19 protein-coding genes and 1 tRNA gene are annotated in these 17269 nt (G+C 61.5%); 7 read left to right on the top strand and 13 right to left on the bottom strand.

The window, feature by feature from the left end; genetic code table 11:
* The first annotated feature begins 6 nt into the window (after nucleotides 1-6).
* Nucleotides 7-2187 (top strand): PepSY domain-containing protein, encoded by a 2181-nt coding sequence (locus C4Q26_RS18555; protein WP_104883381.1) that lies wholly within the window; start codon nucleotides 7-9, stop codon nucleotides 2185-2187.
* Nucleotides 2177-3142: an FAD:protein FMN transferase gene (locus C4Q26_RS18550; RefSeq protein WP_104883380.1), complete on the top strand. Its 966-nt coding sequence runs from the start codon at nucleotides 2177-2179 to the stop codon at nucleotides 3140-3142. Before C4Q26_RS18555 ends, C4Q26_RS18550 begins: the two co-directional genes overlap by 11 nt.
* Nucleotides 3143-3220: 78 nt before the next feature.
* Here C4Q26_RS18550 and C4Q26_RS18545 read toward each other — a convergent pair whose 3' ends face one another.
* The gene (locus tag C4Q26_RS18545) at nucleotides 3221-3526 is read right to left on the bottom strand and encodes a DUF6482 family protein (RefSeq protein ID WP_023381803.1); all 306 of its coding nucleotides are present in this window, start codon (nucleotides 3524-3526) and stop codon (nucleotides 3221-3223) included.
* Between the two features lie 272 nt (nucleotides 3527-3798).
* Between C4Q26_RS18545 and C4Q26_RS18540 the strand changes: the two genes are divergently transcribed.
* Nucleotides 3799-4290, top strand: coding sequence for a DUF1543 domain-containing protein (locus C4Q26_RS18540; RefSeq protein WP_023381804.1), 492 nt, complete (start codon nucleotides 3799-3801; stop codon nucleotides 4288-4290).
* A 56-nt stretch (nucleotides 4291-4346) separates the two neighbouring features.
* The gene (locus C4Q26_RS18535; protein ID WP_023381805.1) at nucleotides 4347-4562 is read left to right on the top strand and encodes a TIGR02450 family Trp-rich protein; all 216 of its coding nucleotides are present in this window, start codon (nucleotides 4347-4349) and stop codon (nucleotides 4560-4562) included.
* Nucleotides 4563-4630: 68 nt separating this feature from the next.
* Here the strand turns inward: C4Q26_RS18535 and C4Q26_RS18530 are convergent, their stop codons facing one another.
* From C4Q26_RS18530 to dapA, 8 genes are all read right to left on the bottom strand, one after another.
* The gene (locus C4Q26_RS18530; RefSeq protein WP_104881360.1) at nucleotides 4631-5089 is read right to left on the bottom strand and encodes a DUF3429 domain-containing protein; all 459 of its coding nucleotides are present in this window, start codon (nucleotides 5087-5089) and stop codon (nucleotides 4631-4633) included.
* A 70-nt stretch (nucleotides 5090-5159) separates the two neighbouring features.
* Complete coding sequence (gene folE / locus C4Q26_RS18525; RefSeq protein WP_023381807.1) at nucleotides 5160-5717, bottom strand: GTP cyclohydrolase I FolE; 558 nt, start codon at nucleotides 5715-5717, stop codon at nucleotides 5160-5162.
* A complete protein-coding gene (locus C4Q26_RS18520) occupies nucleotides 5702-6115 on the bottom strand; it encodes a thiol-disulfide oxidoreductase DCC family protein (protein ID WP_023381808.1) in 414 nt (137 codons plus the stop codon). The genes folE and C4Q26_RS18520 overlap by 16 nt, the downstream gene beginning before the upstream one ends.
* A gap of 236 nt (nucleotides 6116-6351) precedes the next feature.
* Nucleotides 6352-6441 (bottom strand) — tRNA-Ser (locus C4Q26_RS18515).
* 92 nt (nucleotides 6442-6533) lie between these two features.
* Nucleotides 6534-7244, bottom strand: a complete 711-nt coding sequence (gene purC, locus C4Q26_RS18510) for a phosphoribosylaminoimidazolesuccinocarboxamide synthase (RefSeq protein ID WP_104883379.1) — start codon at nucleotides 7242-7244, stop codon at nucleotides 6534-6536.
* A 32-nt stretch (nucleotides 7245-7276) separates the two neighbouring features.
* On the bottom strand, nucleotides 7277-8035 hold the full coding sequence (locus C4Q26_RS18505; protein ID WP_027907408.1) for an MBL fold metallo-hydrolase: 759 nt from the start codon (nucleotides 8033-8035) through the stop codon (nucleotides 7277-7279).
* The gene (gene bamC, locus C4Q26_RS18500) at nucleotides 8036-9154 is read right to left on the bottom strand and encodes an outer membrane protein assembly factor BamC (RefSeq protein ID WP_023381873.1); all 1119 of its coding nucleotides are present in this window, start codon (nucleotides 9152-9154) and stop codon (nucleotides 8036-8038) included. It abuts the gene before it with no gap.
* A gap of 17 nt (nucleotides 9155-9171) precedes the next feature.
* Complete coding sequence (gene dapA, locus C4Q26_RS18495) at nucleotides 9172-10059, bottom strand: 4-hydroxy-tetrahydrodipicolinate synthase (protein WP_023381874.1); 888 nt, start codon at nucleotides 10057-10059, stop codon at nucleotides 9172-9174.
* Between the two features lie 259 nt (nucleotides 10060-10318).
* Here dapA and C4Q26_RS18490 point away from each other — a divergent pair, with 259 nt between their 5' ends.
* Both C4Q26_RS18490 and C4Q26_RS18485 read left to right on the top strand, forming a co-directional pair.
* Nucleotides 10319-10879 carry a glycine cleavage system protein R gene (locus tag C4Q26_RS18490; protein WP_023381875.1) on the top strand — a complete coding sequence of 187 codons (561 nt, stop codon included), beginning with the start codon at nucleotides 10319-10321 and terminating at the stop codon, nucleotides 10877-10879.
* 11 nt (nucleotides 10880-10890) lie between these two features.
* On the top strand, nucleotides 10891-11364 hold the full coding sequence (locus C4Q26_RS18485) for a peroxiredoxin (RefSeq protein ID WP_023381876.1): 474 nt from the start codon (nucleotides 10891-10893) through the stop codon (nucleotides 11362-11364).
* Nucleotides 11365-11398: 34 nt separating this feature from the next.
* On the opposite strand, the gene C4Q26_RS18480 is transcribed toward C4Q26_RS18485, so the two are convergent.
* Both C4Q26_RS18480 and C4Q26_RS18475 read right to left on the bottom strand, forming a co-directional pair.
* Nucleotides 11399-12469, bottom strand: coding sequence for an AI-2E family transporter (locus tag C4Q26_RS18480; protein ID WP_023381877.1), 1071 nt, complete (start codon nucleotides 12467-12469; stop codon nucleotides 11399-11401).
* 20 nt (nucleotides 12470-12489) lie between these two features.
* Nucleotides 12490-12729, bottom strand: coding sequence for a sulfurtransferase TusA family protein (locus C4Q26_RS18475; RefSeq protein WP_023381878.1), 240 nt, complete (start codon nucleotides 12727-12729; stop codon nucleotides 12490-12492).
* A gap of 110 nt (nucleotides 12730-12839) precedes the next feature.
* Here C4Q26_RS18475 and C4Q26_RS18470 point away from each other — a divergent pair, with 110 nt between their 5' ends.
* Complete coding sequence (locus C4Q26_RS18470; RefSeq protein WP_023381879.1) at nucleotides 12840-14276, top strand: M48 family metalloprotease; 1437 nt, start codon at nucleotides 12840-12842, stop codon at nucleotides 14274-14276.
* 75 nt (nucleotides 14277-14351) lie between these two features.
* Here the strand turns inward: C4Q26_RS18470 and nadA are convergent, their stop codons facing one another.
* Together nadA and C4Q26_RS18460 are read right to left on the bottom strand one after the other, a co-directional pair.
* Nucleotides 14352-15410 (bottom strand): quinolinate synthase NadA, encoded by a 1059-nt coding sequence (gene nadA, locus C4Q26_RS18465; protein ID WP_104883378.1) that lies wholly within the window; start codon nucleotides 15408-15410, stop codon nucleotides 14352-14354.
* A 302-nt stretch (nucleotides 15411-15712) separates the two neighbouring features.
* Nucleotides 15713-17221: a YdgA family protein gene (locus C4Q26_RS18460; RefSeq protein ID WP_027907407.1), complete on the bottom strand. Its 1509-nt coding sequence runs from the start codon at nucleotides 17219-17221 to the stop codon at nucleotides 15713-15715.
* Nucleotides 17222-17269 lie beyond the last annotated feature (48 nt).

Genomic DNA, 17269 nt, shown 5'->3' with positions numbered 1-17269 from the left:
CTGAACATGCTTCGCCAGTTCCATTCTCTTCCTGGCCTGATCGCCGCGCTGTTGGTCATGGTATTGGCCATGAGCGGCGCGATCCTGTCTGTCGAGCCAGCGCTGGAACGCCTACACGCCACGTCCACCTCCGCCGGAGAACGCACCGTCGCCCAACTGGCAGATCGCGTTGCCAACCACTTTACAGGCGTGGAGCAGATCCAACGCTCAGCGTCCGGCACGGTGATCGTCTACTACAACCAGAATGGCCAGGCCCGAGCGGAAAAGGTCGACCCTCTGACCGGCCAAGGCCTCGCCCCTTACGAACCATCCGCGTTCTCCCGCTGGATGAAAAACCTGCACCGCTCGTTATTGCTCGGCACACCGGGACATGGAGTGTCGGCTATCGGTGCCCTGTTCATACTGACGTTGTCAGTGTCCGGCGCGCTATTGCTGGCCCGGCGCCTGGGTGGCTGGCACAACCTGCTGCGGCCGCTGCGGGGTACTTTCAGCCAGCGCTGGCACGCTGAAGTCGGGCGACTGGCCTTGCTTGGGATGCTGCTGTCGGCATTGACCGGGCTCTATATGTCCGCCACCACCTTTGGTTTGATCGCTGAGGGCAATCAACATGAACCCGCCTTCCCCACTCACCTCAATGCCGGCCCGGCTTTGCCGGTGGCGAAGCTGCAAGCCTTGCAGGCCACCGACCTGAACGACCTGCGCGAGTTGGTCTACCCGAGTCCCGGCAACCCCCACGATGTGTTTTCCCTGCGCACGGGCCAGGGCGACGGCTATGTGGACCAGGCCAGCGGCGCCTTACTGTCCTATCAAACGCATGATTCGATGCACAACCTCTACGAACTGGTCTACCAGTTGCACACAGGCGAAGGCCTCTGGTGGCTGGGCCTGCCGCTGGGGCTATGCGCCCTCTGCGTGCCGTTGATGAGCGTGACCGGCATAGTGTTATGGTGGCGCCGCCGCAAAGCCGGCCCGAGCATCCGCCACAACAGCCCGGCTCACTCCGCCGACAGCGTGATTCTGGTTGGCAGTGAAAACAACAGCACCTGGGGTTTTGCCAAGACCTTGCATGACGCCTTGCACCAGAGTGGCCATCAAGTGCACAGCACGGCGATGAATGAATGGTCGGCCGATTACCGTAATGCCCAACGGGTGTTCATCCTCACAGCGACCCACGGAGACGGCGATGCGCCGGCTTCGGCTTCGCAGTTCCTCGCGCGGCTCGCCAAAACCGGCCTCAAGCCCGGCCTGCCCTTCGCAGTGCTGGGCCTGGGCGATCGCCAGTTTGCGCAGTTCTGTCAGTACGCGTACCAAGTGCAGGATGCAATGGTGCAGGCCGGTGGCTCGCCATTGCTGGGACTGGAAACCATCAACCGCCAGTCTTCTCAGGAGTTCGCTCGCTGGGGCCACGCGTTGAGCGACGTGTTGGGACAGGAGTTGGCACTGGTTCACACCCCGAAACAGCCGCGTACCCATTCATTGCAGTTGACAGAGCGGATCACCTATGGCGAAGAAGTGAACGCACCTACCCATATCCTGCGCTTCAAGGCTTGCGGCGAACTGCCAGGCTTCCTGGCCGGCGACCTGGTAGGGATTTTCCCCCCGGGCAGCCCAATCCCCCGCCTCTACTCGCTGGCCAGCGGTTCCCAAGACGGCACGTTGGAGATCTGTGTGCGTAAACACACCGCTGGCCAGTGCTCGGAGTATCTTCATGGCCTGGACATCGGCGCGCAGATCAAAGCCTTCATCCAGCCCAACCCGCAATTTCGTCCCGCGTCGGGCGTGCACCCGGTGATCCTGATCGGCGCCGGTACCGGTATCGGTCCTCTGGCCGGCTTTATCCGCAACAACAAGGCCCGACACCCGATGCACTTGTATTGGGGCGGCCGCAACCCAGCCTCGGACTTTCTCTACGAACCGCAGCTCAACCAATATTTGTCCGACCGCCGCCTAACGGCACTGCGAGCCGCCTTTTCTCAGGTCCAGGACCGCAGCTACGTGCAGGACAGGCTGATCAGCGATGCCCTGGCCTTGCGCAGGCTGTTTGAAAAAGGTGCCCAAGTACTGGTGTGTGGCAGCCGCGAAATGGCCAAGGGCGTCAAGCAGGCCCTTGATGAAGTATTGGCGCCGCTTAACCTCAGTGTACTGACCCTCAGGGCACAAGGACGCTACCGTGAAGATGTCTACTGAACTGAAGCGCTACAGCCTGAACGGCGAAACCATGGGTACCCGCTATACCGCCCTTTTTTATGCCGCCGCCGGGCTCGATATCGACGAAGTTAGGTTGCGCCTGACCCGCGCCGTGGCCCGGGTGGATCAGCAGATGTCTACCTGGAAACCCGACTCGGACCTCAACCGCCTCAATGCAGCCCCCGAGCAGCAATGGGTGCCGGTGCCCAAGGAACTGACAACGGTCCTGACTGCTGCATTGCACGTCAGCCAGCAATCCGGCGGTGCCTTCGACATCGCTGTCGGTGACCTGGTGAACGCCTGGGGCTTCGGCCCAGGGAAGCAGACGGTCACCGCGCAGGCGATCGGCACCCTGATGCCGGGCGCCCGGCTGTTAGCCAGCGCCGCATTGGTGGTTGATCCACAACGCAATCAGGTGCTCAAGCGCGAGCCGTTGAACCTTGACTTGAGTGGCATCGCCAAAGGTTTTGGCGTGGATGAACTGGCCCGTTGCCTGGAGACTCTGGGTATCACTCGCTACCTGGTCGGTATCGATGGCGAGATGCGCGCCCGCGGTCTCAAACCTGACGGCCAAAGCTGGGCCGTGGCCCTGGAAAAGCCCAAACGAGGCGTGCGTGAAGTCATGGGCGTGATGGAACTCAGTGATGCCTCAATCGCGACTTCCGGCGACTATCGACACTGGGTCGACGTGGCCGGTCAGTCCTATGCTCACACCATGAACCCGGCCACCGGCGCGCCGCTGTGCAGTCCGCTCGCCGCCGTCACCGTGGTGGCGGCCTCGTGCATGCTCGCCGATGCCTGGGCCACGGCGCTCATGGTCCTGGGCGAGACCGAAGGCCCGCGTCTGGCTCAGGAACGCGGGATGGACGCGCTATTCGTACTGCGCGAGGGGGAACAGCTCAAAGAACTATCCATTGTCGGCGGACAGTTGCAGACGCAAATCGACACCCGCTGACACGGATGCGGACGTGTTCCTGTCCGCGGTGTACCGCCTGATAACAGTGAATCACGTTGCACAGGCGCAGCGTTCAGGCTACCACTGGCTGGTCAGTGTTATCGGGACACGCAGCGGCGCAGCGGGGCCGTTACGCTGCCCGCACATCTCGTCGTGCACCACCTGTTGGACCAACATGCAGGGAATCGGTGGCATGTCGGCCAGCAAGTGCCGCAGCTCGGTCGTCGAGCGCACGCGAACCGGTTGCCCATGGGCATCGCTCAATGTCACGGGACCGGCGTCGGTCAAGGCACGGAGGACGTAGAAGCCACCCTCCAGCGACAACAGTTCCAATTCCTTTGCTTCGCCGGTCGATACCAGTTGGGTAAGCGCGATCAAGTTCATGATGTACCCTCGGACAGGTGGCGGAAAATAGGTTGGATCGACCGCTCTCCACGCCTGGTCGGCTTGCGTTCGAGCGTCATCCATGAGGTGCATCCAGTCGTCCAGTGCCGCCCGCCGACCGCAGCCCAACGAGCAGCACCCCATAATTCTGTACAAATATAGCACCATGTACAGATATTATACTTACTTGCATAGATTTCCATGCGCAGTGCCCCCGGTCAGGCAACGGCCTGGGCACCGCACGAGGCCAAGCCGGAAAGAAGGATTCGCTCATGCTGTACATAGTCATGCTCGGTGGTCGCCATCCACGGGCACGTATCGAGGTACACGACGTGCTGTTTGCACAGGCCGACTCACTCGAGCAAACGTACCCACAACTGTGCCAAGGCTGGTTCGGGAGCCGCCAGGGCCTGCACATCGACTCGTGGATCGAAGTCAGCGGTGTCGACCACTACCGCGTCGAGTTCAGTCAGGCGGCGCCTGGGTCGGATGACCCTCGACTGTTCTTCATCAACCTTGGAGGCTACGAGGACGGGGTGTTTGGCGAGGCCCACCGTTACCTGCTGGTGGTGGCCAGGGACAAGGCAGAGGCCAAGCGTCTGGGCAAACGACGCCTGCAGGCAAACTGGCTCAAGCAGCATATCGATACGGTACTGGAAGTCGACGACTGTTTGCCGATTGAGTGGGTGAACGGCCGTTACGTGCACCTGATCGAAGGGCCCCATGACGGCTTACGGCAATACAGCGACTATATCGTGCTCTGACCTTGTACAGGTTTAGCCTCGATCAACACTGCAACAGCCCACCGGAGGACCGCCTGATGAATCGCATTGCACCCGCGAAATTAAAGCTCTCCAAATGGACCGCGCGGCACCCTGAGAATAAAGAAAAGCACTTCCTGGTGACGGACCTTGAGCTCGACGACGATGGCATCTTGCTGCGTGTCGAACTGGAAGCGGTGCACAGTGGCCGTAGCCAATGGCTAGATTGGCGAACACTGCGCGACTCAGAGACCTGGATGATGGGCTGGCGCTGAAAACATCCGCCCGCACGCCGTGCACTGCGTCTTCGTGCAAGCCGATCGGGCTCCGCCATGTAGATCGGCTAGAACTCAAACAACACGGCAAATGCGCTGAGCAGCAAGCAGAGGCTCACCACAAGGGTTAAGTACCCTCGCATCGGCAAGTACCATCGAGGCAACGCTTGCGCCAATTTCTGGTCCTGCCAAAGATGAACGATAAAACCGGCAGTCAACATCAAACAGCCCAATGGCACGGCGACAAGTGTACTAACCCAACCAACAAGGGCAGGTATGACGCTCCACACGAGCCGCGCTCGACGATGCTCAGCGAGCATACCCTGCAAGGCCATGGCGAATCCCCAGTGCAAGGCGCCGATGAAGCTCAATATCACAGCGCCATAGCTCACCAGCATAGCCGACCACAACGACCGGTATTGAGCATAAAAAAGGACAAGCAACGTTAATCCAATAAACGGCAGCAAACCGCCGTAACCAAGGACAGCAAAGCGGCTGGGCGATAACGGGGTAGATACTGAATTCATTTGAATGACCCTCTTCGACCGGCACCCAATGGACCAGTCAACCAGACGCTTCTTTTCATACCGGTGTCAGTTATTTCTGCCCGATGAGCTGAAGAAACTCTTGTCGGGTCGTCGGTGAGTCGCGAAATTCGCCCAACATCACAGATGACAGCATGACGGAGTTCTGCTTCTCGACACCGCGCATCATCATGCACATATGCTTTGCTTCAATAACCACTGCCACCCCGGCAGCATCGGTAATATCCTGGATGGCACAGGCGATTTGCCGCGTTAAGTTTTCCTGTATCTGCAAACGACGCGCGAACATGTCGACCACACGAGCAACCTTCGATAGGCCGAGCACCCGTCCTGTCGGCAGGTAGGCGACATGAGCCTTGCCGATAAATGGCAATAAGTGGTGTTCGCACAGTGAATAAAGCTCAATGTCACGGACCACGATCATTTCATCGTTCTGAGACTCGAACAAAGCACCGTTTATGACCTCGTCAAGCTTCAAGGTATAACCGTTGCATAGGTGCTGCATTGCTTTTGCCGCACGCTGAGGCGTATCCAAAAGCCCTTCGCGCTGCGGGTTTTCTCCAATGCCGATAAGAATGTCGCGGTAATACGCAGCTAACGATGGGTACATTTGGACGCCTCACGGGTGCAACGAAGAGCACCGTCGGGATGGGGTAGCCACGCCAAGTGTGGCCTCAAGCGACAGAAAAGCCTGTAACAACCGGCAAGCAGTGGGCGTAAAGGGCGCCAGGCCAGTGGCGCAACATACATGCCCACCCCTGCGGCCCGCCAGCTCCATAGGGTCGCGTCCAAGCCGGTGACCCATAGCCCATTGGCGAACCTCCCATGCAAAGAAGCCTTCAGTTGCTCGACAGTGACGCCCAACGATCCGGGGTCGAAATCCGCATCTCCGATGTCTACCAGAAGCAGCCTGCCCCCCGTCGACCGCCGCCGCAGGAAAGCGATTTCCCTGGCGCACAGTGGGCAAGCACCGTCGAAGTACAACGTCAAAGGCCATTCGCAATACATGTACAACACCTAATTTTTGTATAGGTTTTTGTACAATTTAGCCGACTTCGGGAAATGCGCAATACCCAAGTGGTGCAACCACCACGTTCGAGACGGGGCCGTCTTTCAGGGATGGGGTACAAGACGTAATGGCAGGGCCTGCAGTGGCCGGGGAAAACGCGGACCCTGAACGCGCCCCAAAAACACAAAACCCCTGACTCCTTATCAGGAATCAGGGGTTTCGCGCTTCACATGTATGGCGGAGAGATAGGGATTTGAACCCTAGGTACTGTTGCCAGTACAACGGATTTCGAATCCGTCCCGTTCGACCACTCCGGCATCTCTCCAATGCCGCGCATCATACCAGCGAATTCTGAAAACGCAAACCTTTATTTGCAAAAAAATCGCGTGGTATCAGGCGCTTGCGTGAACATGCGCCTTACAGCGGCACGCCCAGGCGCTTGGCAACTTCTTCGTAGGCTTCGATCACGTCGCCCAGACCCTGGCGGAAGCGGTCCTTGTCCATCTTCTTACGGGTTTCTTTGTCCCACAGGCGGCAGCCGTCGGGGCTGAACTCGTCGCCCAGGACGATCTGGCCGTGGAACACGCCGAACTCCAGCTTGAAGTCGACCAGCAGCAGGCCTGCGTCGTCAAACAGCTTGGTCAGTACCTCGTTGACCTTTAGCGACAGCTTTTTCATCTCTGACAGCTGCTCGGCGGTGCCCCAACCGAAGGCAACGACGTGGGATTCGTTGATGAACGGGTCGCCCTTCTCGTCGTTCTTCAGGAACAGCTCGAAGGTGGACGGCTCGAGCTTGATGCCTTCTTCCACGCCCAGGCGCTTGACCAGGCTGCCCGCTGCGTAGTTACGCACCACGCACTCGACCGGAATCATGTCCAGCTTCTTGACCAGGCACTCGTTGTCGCCCAGCAGCTTGTCGAACTGGGTCGGCACGCCGGCTTCTTCCAGTTTCTGCATGATGAAGGCGTTGAACTTGTTGTTCACCATGCCTTTGCGGTCGAGCTGTTCGATACGCTTGCCGTCGAACGCCGAGGTGTCGTTACGGAACAGCAGGATCAAGCGGTCGGCGTCGTCGGTCTTGTAAACCGATTTGGCTTTGCCGCGGTAGAGTTCGTCGCGTTTTTCCATGATGGAGGGCTCCGCTTGCTTGAGTTGTTGGGCTAGGCGATTTCACGCCAGTCGAGCCCGTGTTCCTGATTCGCCACCTGGAGCCAGTCCGGGTCGCACCCAAGGGTGTCGACAAAGCACTGGCGGGCCAGTTGTGGCAGGTTGTTCTTGCTGCTGAGGTGGGCCAGCACCAGGTGTTGCAGGTGCTGCCAGCCCAGCTCGGCCACCAGGTTTGCTGCCTGGTGGTTGTTCAAATGTCCTTGGCTGCCGCCGACCCTCAACTTCAAGAAGTGCGGGTAATGGCCGCGGGCAAGCAGGTCGCGGCAATGGTTGGCCTCGATGAGCAATGCATCCAGGCCTTGGTAACGCTCGACCAGGTGCCTGTCGTACGAGCCCAGGTCGGTCAGCATGCCAAACCGTCGGCGCCCATCGCTGAACACATACTGCAACGGTTCGAATGCATCGTGCTCGACCCGCAGCGCGCTGACTTCCAGGCTGCCGATACGCAAGCAGTCGCCACAGGCGAGAAAACCGGCCACCTCCACCGGCTTGCGCAAACCGCGCAAGGTGCCCTGGCTGAGGTAGACCGGTACATTGTAGCGCCGTGACAGCAAGCCCACCCCATGCACGTGGTCGGCATGTTCGTGGGTCACCAGCACCGCGCTCAGCTGGGCCGGCGACACACCGAGCAGCGCCAGGCGTCGCTCGGTTTCACGCAGGGAAAAGCCACAATCGACCAGGATGAAGGTGTCACCACTGGCGATCAGCGTGCCATTTCCCTGGCTGCCGCTTCCGAGTACCGCGAAGCGCACTTAGCCCAGGTGGTCCTGAATGGCGCTCAGCACGCGGCGGGCAACATCGGCCGGGGCCACGGTGTTGATGTTCTTCTCGACCGTTACCTGCACGCTCTCGCCCACCTTGCTCAGGCGGACCTGATAACGCTCGGCACGGGCTTCACGCTCTTCCTTGGTTGGCTCGCTGCCGAACATGCGGCCGAAGAAACCAGGCTCGTTCTGCTTGTCTTCAGGCTTTTCCGACAGGTTGATGTAGTACAGGCCCAGACTGCGGTTGATGTCCTCGACACGCCACTCGCCACCCTGCTCCAGGGCACGGCCTACGCTGGACCAAGCGCGGTCCAGGTCGGCGCCCAGGTACAGCACCGGGTTGCCACTGCCGTCTTCGCTCAGACTGACGCGGCTCGGAGCATCGAAGTCGCGGGCCGCGAGCAGCGAAACCGAACCGCCCTTCTCGGCGCTGCGGTTCATGCTGGCAAGCATTTCATCGACCAGCAGGGCATCGGCGCCGGTATTGCTGGAGCTGGACGGGAAGTCAGGCTCGGCGGTGCTACCGGCCGGGCGCTCGACGCTGACGACGTACACCTCGGAGGTGTTGCGCTGCACGCCGGGTTCCATGCGAACACGTACGCGCACTTCGCTGTCGCCGCTGCTGGCGGTGCTCGCCAGGCGCTGGCCGAGCGAAGCGGACAGTTCGTCGAAGCGCTGCCAGGTGGTGTTGAATTCACCGGTCTGCGGGCGCTCTTCGGCAATGCGGAAACCATTGTCCTCGAAGAACTGACGGGCCACCGGCCACACCTCGGCAGGCGAGTGCTGGGCCAGCACCCAACGGCTGTTGCCGCTGCGTTGCAGGCTGTAGTCGCTGGCTTCGGCCGCAGCGGTCAGTGGTTGCGGACGTGGCACTTCGAACTCGCCAGTGGCGCGGTCGTCGGCGACGTTGCGGGGGATCGGCAACAGCGGGTCAAGGCGCTTGACGTTGCTGGCGTCCGGCGGCAGCTGCATCGGCGCGGTCGGGTGCGCTTGCAGGTAGTCGCTGCCGCGGTCGCGGAAATAGCCATCCTCGCCCCACAACCAGCCACAACCACTGGTGCTGGAGATGATCAGGGCGAGCGTGGAAAGACCAGCCAGTCGCTTCATGCGGTGTACTTCCTCGATTAAACCAGTACGCCGGACTGGCGCAAGGCAGTACGGACTTTTTCGTGACAGCCTTCGCTCAGCCAGGTCAGCGGCAGGCGGATGCCCTTCTGCATCAGGCCCATTTCCACCAGCGCCCATTTCACCGGGATCGGGTTGGACTCGCAGAACAGGTCTTTGTGCAGCGGCATGAGTTTTTCGTTGATTGCACGGGCCTTCTCGGCATTGCCCTCAAGGGCGGCCTCGCACAGGTCGGCCATTTCGCGCGGGGCGACGTTGGCGGTAACGGAGATGTTGCCCTTGCCGCCCATCAGGATCAGCTCGACAGCGGTCGGGTCGTCGCCAGACATGACGATGAAGTCCTTGTCGACGCCATCGAGGATGGCCTTGGCACGCTGCAGGTCGCCAGTGGCTTCCTTGATACCGATGATGTTCTTGACCTTCGACAGGCGGATCACGGTCTCGGCCTGCATGTCGCAGGAGGTGCGGCCGGGTACGTTATAGAGGATCTGCGGGATGTCGACGGCTTCGGCGATGTGCTTGAAGTGCTGGTACAGGCCTTCCTGGGTCGGCTTGTTGTAGTACGGGACCACCAGCAGGCAGGCGTCGGCGCCAGCGTTCTTGGCGTTCTGGGTCAGGTGCACGGCTTCAGCGGTGGAGTTGGCACCGGTACCGGCGATGACCGGAATCGGCTTCTTGCTGTGCTTGACGCGCTCGACCACGTGCTTGATGACCAGGATGTGTTCTTCGACATCCAGCGTGGCCGACTCACCGGTAGTGCCGACTGCGACGATCGCATGGGTGCCGTTTTCCAGGTGGAAGTCTACAAGTTTGTCGAGGCTGTCCCAATCAAGACGCCCTTGTGCATCCATGGGTGTGACCAATGCCACCATACTGCCCGCAATCATGTAACTGCTCCTGCCGGAAAAAGAGAGCGGTAATGGTACTGGGGGCATCGGCCTTGCACAAGCGAAGCAGGCGGGCGGAGCATTCCCCTTCGCGTCGGTTTTCGCTACCCTTGATCCTTTGATCGGTGCAGCACGGCCCGCCGGGCCGTCGACCCTGCTCCCCGCCAGCGTCCGCGACCTCGCATGCGAGCCCGGGGCCCTGTCGACCGGAGGCTTTCGCCCGTCCTGTGCCGACCGCTCATCGCTTTAGGAATGCTGCATGTCCACCCCCACCGTCCGCGAACAATTCCTCGTCATCAGCGCCCTGGGGCCCAACCCCATGGAGCTGGCCAATGTCCTCAGCCGCGCCGCCTTCGAAAACCGCTGCGCGGTGGTCACCTCGCGCCTGAGCCGCCATGGCGAGACCAGCGCCCTGGTCCTGCAGGTCGGTGGCAGCTGGGATGCCCTGGCGCGCCTGGAAGCCATGCTGCCGGGCCTGGGCAAGAAACACGGCCTGACCCTCGATGTAGTGCGCAGCGCCGACCAGGAGGTACGCCCCCAGGCCCTGCCATACGTCGCCTACATCAGCGCCGCCTACCGCCCGGATATCATCAGCGAGCTGTGCCAGTTCTTCCTTGACCACCGCGTCGAACTGGAAGCCTTGACCTGCGACACCTACCTGGCGCCGCAGACCGGTAGCAGCATGCTCAATGCCCAGTTCACCGTGATCCTGCCGGCCGGCACCCAGATCAGCTGGCTGCGCGACCAGTTCCTCGACTTCGCCGATGCCCTGAACCTGGATGCCTTGATCGAGCCTTGGCGCCCACAGAACCCCATGTAAGGAAGCTTCCCATGGCCGTAGAACTCGACAAACCCGTCGCCGATTTCCAGGCCCAGGCCACCAGTGGCCAGGCCGTGAGCCTCGCTGCGCTCAAGGGCCGCCAAGTGGTGCTGTACTTCTACCCGAAGGACAGCACGCCGGGCTGCACCACCGAAGGCCAGGGTTTCCGTGACCAGCACGCAGCCTTCGAGGCCGCCAACACCGTGGTGTTCGGTGTTTCCCGCGATGGCATCAAGTCCCATGAGAATTTCAAGGCCAAGCAGGGCTTCCCGTTCGAGCTGATCAGCGACAAGGACGAGGCGCTTTGCCAATTGTTCGACGTGATCAAGCTGAAGAAGCTGTATGGCAAGGAGTACCTGGGCGTCGACCGGAGCACCTTCCTGATCGACAAGGACGGTGTGCTGCGCCAGGAATGGCGTGGGGTGAAGGTGCCGGGGCATGTGGACGCCGTGTTGGCGGCGGCCCAGGCATTGAACAAGGCTTGAGCCTGATGGGGCTGCCCTGCAGCCCCCCCCCAGATTACAACATCGGCGAAACGCTAGGCTCCTGCCGCGGCCAGGCATCCAGTACCGCCTTGATCAACGTCGCCAGCGGGATCGCGAAGAAGATCCCCCAGAAACCCCACAACCCGCCGAACAGCAACACCGCACAGATGATCGCCACCGGATGCAGGCTCACCGCTTCGGAGAACAACAACGGCACCAGCACGTTGCCATCGAGTGCCTGAATGATCGCGTACACCGTCATCAGGTAGATGAACTGATCACCCCAGCCCCATTGGAACAGTGCAATCAGCGTCACCGGCACGGTCACCACCACCGCTCCGACATAGGGCACCACCACCGACAGCCCCACCAACAGTGCCAGCAGCGCGGCATAGTTGAGTCCCAGGCTGATGAAGGCAATGTAAGTGGCAATGCCGCAGATCAGGATCTCGATGCCCTTGCCGCGAATATAATTGGCAATCTGCCGGTTCATTTCGCTGCCAACCCGGTTGAGCAGGCTGCGCTGACGCGGCAGGTAACCGCTGACCCAGCGGGCGATCAACTCGCGGTCCTTGAGGAAGAAGAACACCAGAATCGGCACCAGCACCAGGTAGATCATGGCGTTGACCAGCAAGGGCAGGCTGGACAGCGAGAAGGTCAGCGCCCACTGGCCGAACTTGCCGATTTCACCGCGCACCGACTCGATGGCGTGCAACACCTGCTCATCCGAGACCAAGTGCGGGTAGCGCTCTGGCAACAGCAGCAACAGCGACTGCCACTTGCCCAACATCCCCGGCAACTCGTTGAACAGCGTGATCAACTGGTGCCAGAGCAACGGTACCAGCACCAGCAGGACCACCGCCAAAGCCCCCATGAACAGCGCGAACACCACGCTTACCGCCACCCGCGTAGGTACCCGCAGGCGCTCCAGGGCGTTGACCAGCCCCTGCATCAGGAAGGCCAGCACCAGGCCCGCGAGCACCGGCGCCAACATGCCGCCAAGGGTCAGCACCGCCGTGAAGGCCAGGAACAGCAGGACCGCCAGCACCACCGCCTCCTCATCGGAGAAGTAGCGCTGTATCCAGTCGCGAAGCACTTTGAACATTGACGATCCTTGATTGAGACTCAGGCCTTGCGCAGCCAGTAGGTGAAGACGCCGGCCTCGGCCGTTTCGTGCAGCAGGGTATGACCGGCCAGCTGGGCAAAAGTGCGGAAGTCGCGCTGCGAGCCGGCATCGGTGGCGACCACCTTGAGCACCGCGCCACTGGCCAGGCGGTTAAGCTCCATCTTCGCCTTGAGCAGGGGCAGCGGGCAGTTCAGCCCGCTGGCGTCGAGTTCGGCGTCGCAGGTCAGGGTGTCACTCATTGCAGGCGTCTCCAGAGGCTTGGTCAGGCAGGTTCGCTAGGATACCGCCACTGGTCGCCAACGTGTGAGCGGGCTACAGTAGGGGCTTTGATCCGACGCGAGCTTCGTGCATGAATCTACTGCGCCCTACCCTGCTGACGCTGGCCTGCCTGATGGCCCTTCCCGGCCACGCCGACGACCTGCCGTCACTGGGCGACGCCAGTTCAGCAATCGTCTCGCCGCAGCAGGAGCACCAGCTTGGCCGCGCCTGGCTGAGCCTGTTGCGCGGCAACGTCAACCAGCTGAACGACCCACAACTCAAAGACTACGTCGAAACCAGCGTGTACCGGCTGGCCGAAACCAGCCAACTGCAAGACCGACGCCTTGAGTTCATTCTGATCGACAGCCGCGAACTCAACGCCTTTGCAGCGCCTGGCGGCATCGTCGGGGTCAACGGTGGCCTGTTCCTCAATGCCCAGACCGAAGGCGAATACGCCTCGGTCCTGGCCCACGAACTGGCGCACTTGTCCCAGCGCCACTTCGCCCGCGGCGTCGAGGCCCAGCAACGCATGCAGTTGCCGATGATGGCAGCGCTGCTGGCTGGTATCGTGCTGGCCGCAGGTGGTGGCGGCGATGCCGGCATCGGCGTGATCGCCGGCACCCAGGCAGCGGCCATTCAGGAGCAACGGCGTTTCTCGCGGCAGAACGAGCAGGAAGCCGACCGCATCGGCATCCAGAACCTCGAGAAAGCTGGCTACGACCCGCGCAACATGCCATCGATGTTCGAACGCCTGGCGCGCCAGTACCGCTACGATGCCAAGCCACCCGAATTTCTGCTGACGCACCCGGTGACCGAGTCGCGTATCGCCGACACCCGCAACCGCGCCGAACAGGCGCCCAAGGGGGGGGTGGAAGACAGCCTGCGCTACCAACTGATCCGCGCCCGCGTGGCATTGACCTACGAAGGCACCCCAGGCCTTGCAGCCAAGCGCTTCCGCGCCCAGCTCGACGAAAATCCGAACATGGACGCCGCCCGCTATGGCCTGGCCCTGGCGCAGATCAAGGGCGGCCAACTCAATGAAGCGCGGGAGAACCTCAAGCCGCTGCTGGCCAAGGCACCCAACGACATCACCTACAACCTGGCGCAGATCGACCTGGACATTACCAACAACCGCCTGGCCGATGCCATGCAGCGGGTGGAGCGGATGCGCGGTTTGTACCCGGGCAATTATCCGTTGAAACAAGTGCGTGCCGACCTGCTGGTCAAGCAGGGCAAGCCAGCCGAGGCGGAAAAAGTTCTGGATGACCTGCTCAAGAGCCGCCCGGACGACCCGGACGTGTGGTACGACGTGGCTGAAGTTCGCGGACTGTCAGGCAATACCATTGGCTTGCATCGCGCCCGCGCGGAGTACTTCACCCTGGTGGGCGATTTCGACCAGGCGATCCAGCAGCTCGACTACGCCAAGCGCCGTGCGGGCAGCAACTTCCCGTTGGCGGCGCAGATCGACCAGCGCCAGCGCGAGGTGATGGAGCAGCAGCGGATGGTCAAGGACATGATGGGACGCTGACGAGCGCCCGATCACTGCCAAGCCAGCACCTACAGGCATAGCACTTGTAGGCGCCGGCTTGCCGACGATCAGGTTTCAAGCATTTCCGGAAAGCTTCAGGCGCGCCGCCTGGGTGAAGTCCAGCATGCGATTCAAAGGCTTGATCGCCTTCGGCACCAGCGCTGGGTCCACGAAGATTTCATTGCTGCCCTTGCGCATGCAATCCAGCACCCGCTCCAGGGTGTTCATGGCCATCCATGGGCAATGTGCGCAGCTGCGGCAAGCGGCGCCGTTACCCGCGGTGGGCGCTTCGACGAACTCTTTGTCTGGGCACAGCTGCTGCATCTTGTAGAAGATGCCGCGGTCGGTGGCGACGATGAAGGTCTTGTTCGGTAGGGTCTGGGCAGCCTTGATCAACTGGCTGGTGGAACCTACCGCATCGGCCAGCTCGATGACCGACTCCGGCGACTCCGGGTGAACCAGAATGGCAGCGTCCGGATAAAGCGCTTTCATATCGGCCAGCTGACGCGACTTGAATTCTTCATGGACGATGCACGCGCCGTCCCACAGCAGCATGTCGGCCCCGGTCTGCTTCTGGATGTACCGCCCCAAGTGCTGGTCCGGGCCCCAGATGATGGTTTCGCCGTTGTCCATCAGGCTTTCGACGATTTCAAGGGCGCAGCTGGAGGTCACCACCCAGTCGGCACGCGCCTTCACTGCGGCGGAGGTGTTGGCGTAAACCACCACGGTGCGTTCGGGGTGCTGGTCGCAGAAAGCGGAGAACTCTTCGACCGGGCAACCCAGGTCGAGCGAGCAGGTCGCTTCCAGGGTCGGCATCAGCACGCGTTTTTGCGGCGTGAGGATCTTGGCCGTTTCGCCCATGAAGCGCACGCCGGCGACAACCACGGTTTCGGCCGGGTGATTCTTGCCGAAACGCGCCATTTCCAGCGAGTCGGACACACAGCCACCGGTCTCTTCGGCCAGCGCCTGGATGACCGGGTCGCAGTAATAGTGAGCCACCAGAACGGCGTTCTGGGCCTTGAGCTCGGCGGCGATGGCCGCACGGTATTCGGCCTCCTGCTCGGCTGTCAGCGGGTTGGGCTGCTTGGCGTCAAGATGGGCCTGAACCAAAAGGCGTTCGGAAATCTGGGTCATGATCGCTGGACCTGCGGGCGCGCATGCGCGTCATATCGAGTGTATCACCCGGCCCTGGCAGATCGGCTAGCGGTGCCGGACGGCAGGCATGCCGCCACGGCCCTCTGCGGGCGCGGATTATTATCGGACGCCGAAGGCTACAGACAATCAAGGGAATTCAAAAGCGGTTTTTTGTGTTGCCGGTGCAGGCCTATTGCGGCCTGCGCCTGCTCCAACAGGTGCCACCCCCTGAAGGCTGTGGTTACCCGTATGAGCCGGCGCAGCCAGCAACAAGGCCAGCAGCAGCGCCCCAAAGAGTGGGTTTAGCCCTGAGGCTGCATCGACGCGAAGTGCGCCGCGAGAATCATGGCGAACTCTTCGACGGTCATCTTCTTGCCATTGAAGTCGACCATGCCGTTGGCGTAGTGCAGGCTCGACACCACATCAGTGCCTTGCACGGTCGCCATACCGCTTTGCAGCGCCATCATGCCGACCATTTCGCCGGCCTGGCTCGACTGCTGGGCGATCGCCTGGGCATCCGTCTGGCCCTCGAGCAGCGCCCGCAGGGTAGCCAGGTCTCCGATCATGGGCTTGGACAGCGACAGCTTGCCCTTCACCTCGGTAACCAACTGCTTGCCCAACTGGTCGGGCGGCAGGTCGAACGAGTCGGGCTTGGCGAAGTCCATCGACAGGCTGAAACGGCTCTCGCCATTGGCAGTCTTGAACGACAGGTTCTCCAGGGCCACCTGTGGCTTGGATGCCAGCAACTGCTGCAGGTCACCTTGGAATTTGGCCTTTTCCGCCTCGTCCATCTGGATTACCGGCACCGCCTGGCCAGCCTCCGCTGCCTCCTGGAATTCCGGCAGGTGCGCCTGGTACCACTTCGACAGTGCCTCCATGGCCGGGGCATTCAACGACTTGAGGCTTATCGCCATCTGCGCGCTGCCCACTGCGCGGCCATCCCAGGTGATGTCCTGCACCTTGTAGTCCACGCGACCACCAATGGTGTCCGGGCCATCCAGCGCTTGCACGGCTTTCTGTTCGAAGCCCTTGAGCATCAGCACTTCCTGCTTAAGCCCCAAGGTCGCCTTGGCCTCGGCCAGTAACAGATCGAAGTTGCCGACATAGAGTGCTTCGTGTTCGGTGGCGGCGAGGTTGCCGTCGACAGCCAACCCCTTCAGTTCGAACGTGGCAGGCGGATGATCGTCGCCCACCAGCTTCATCTCGAAACGCTCGGCAGTGCCATGGAACTTCGATGCCTTGCCTTCCCGGTCACTACTGACCGCCAACTGCATACCTGAGAAGTCCAGGGTCGAGCCATTGTCCTCAGTCACCTTCACGGGGGCCAGGAATAGGGTGCCTTCGACGCTGCCGTCATAACCGAGGCTGGTGTGCGACGTCAGGGGCGCCTTGTCCCCTGCCGCGGCATACCAGGCTGCGGTCGAGTCGTCCTTGTCCAGCGCACTGTTGCTGGCCGCCATCACTGGCACAAGCTTGAACGCTTTCACCCGAGACCATGGGAACGGGCCATGCTCGATCTGGTCGGTGACACCCAGATCGAAGCTCAGGGTTTCGCCATCGGACAGGTGAATATCCTTGGCCTTGACGCGATAGTGCGCGGTGCTGCTGAAAAAGTGCTGCTCGAGGGAGGCCACTTCGACGGTCATGCTGCCGCCAATGCCGACCAGGGCTTTTTCAAGCTGTACGTTGGCCTGCTTGACGGAGCGCTCCAGCTCCGCCGGAAGTTGCTTGCCGGTGTACCAGGCGCCCGCGGTGGTTGCGACGGCAATGGCGATGGCCAGGCCGGAAAGAATGCCTACTGATTTCTTCATGAATAGAACCGATTGATGTCCATATGGGCGTGCACGCAGCCGAGGGCT

This window comes from Pseudomonas sp. SWI44, from assembly GCF_002947915.1.
Classification (GTDB): Bacteria; Pseudomonadota; Gammaproteobacteria; order Pseudomonadales; family Pseudomonadaceae; genus Aquipseudomonas; species Aquipseudomonas taiwanensis.
This window is presented reverse-complemented; position numbering and strand designations above follow the sequence as displayed.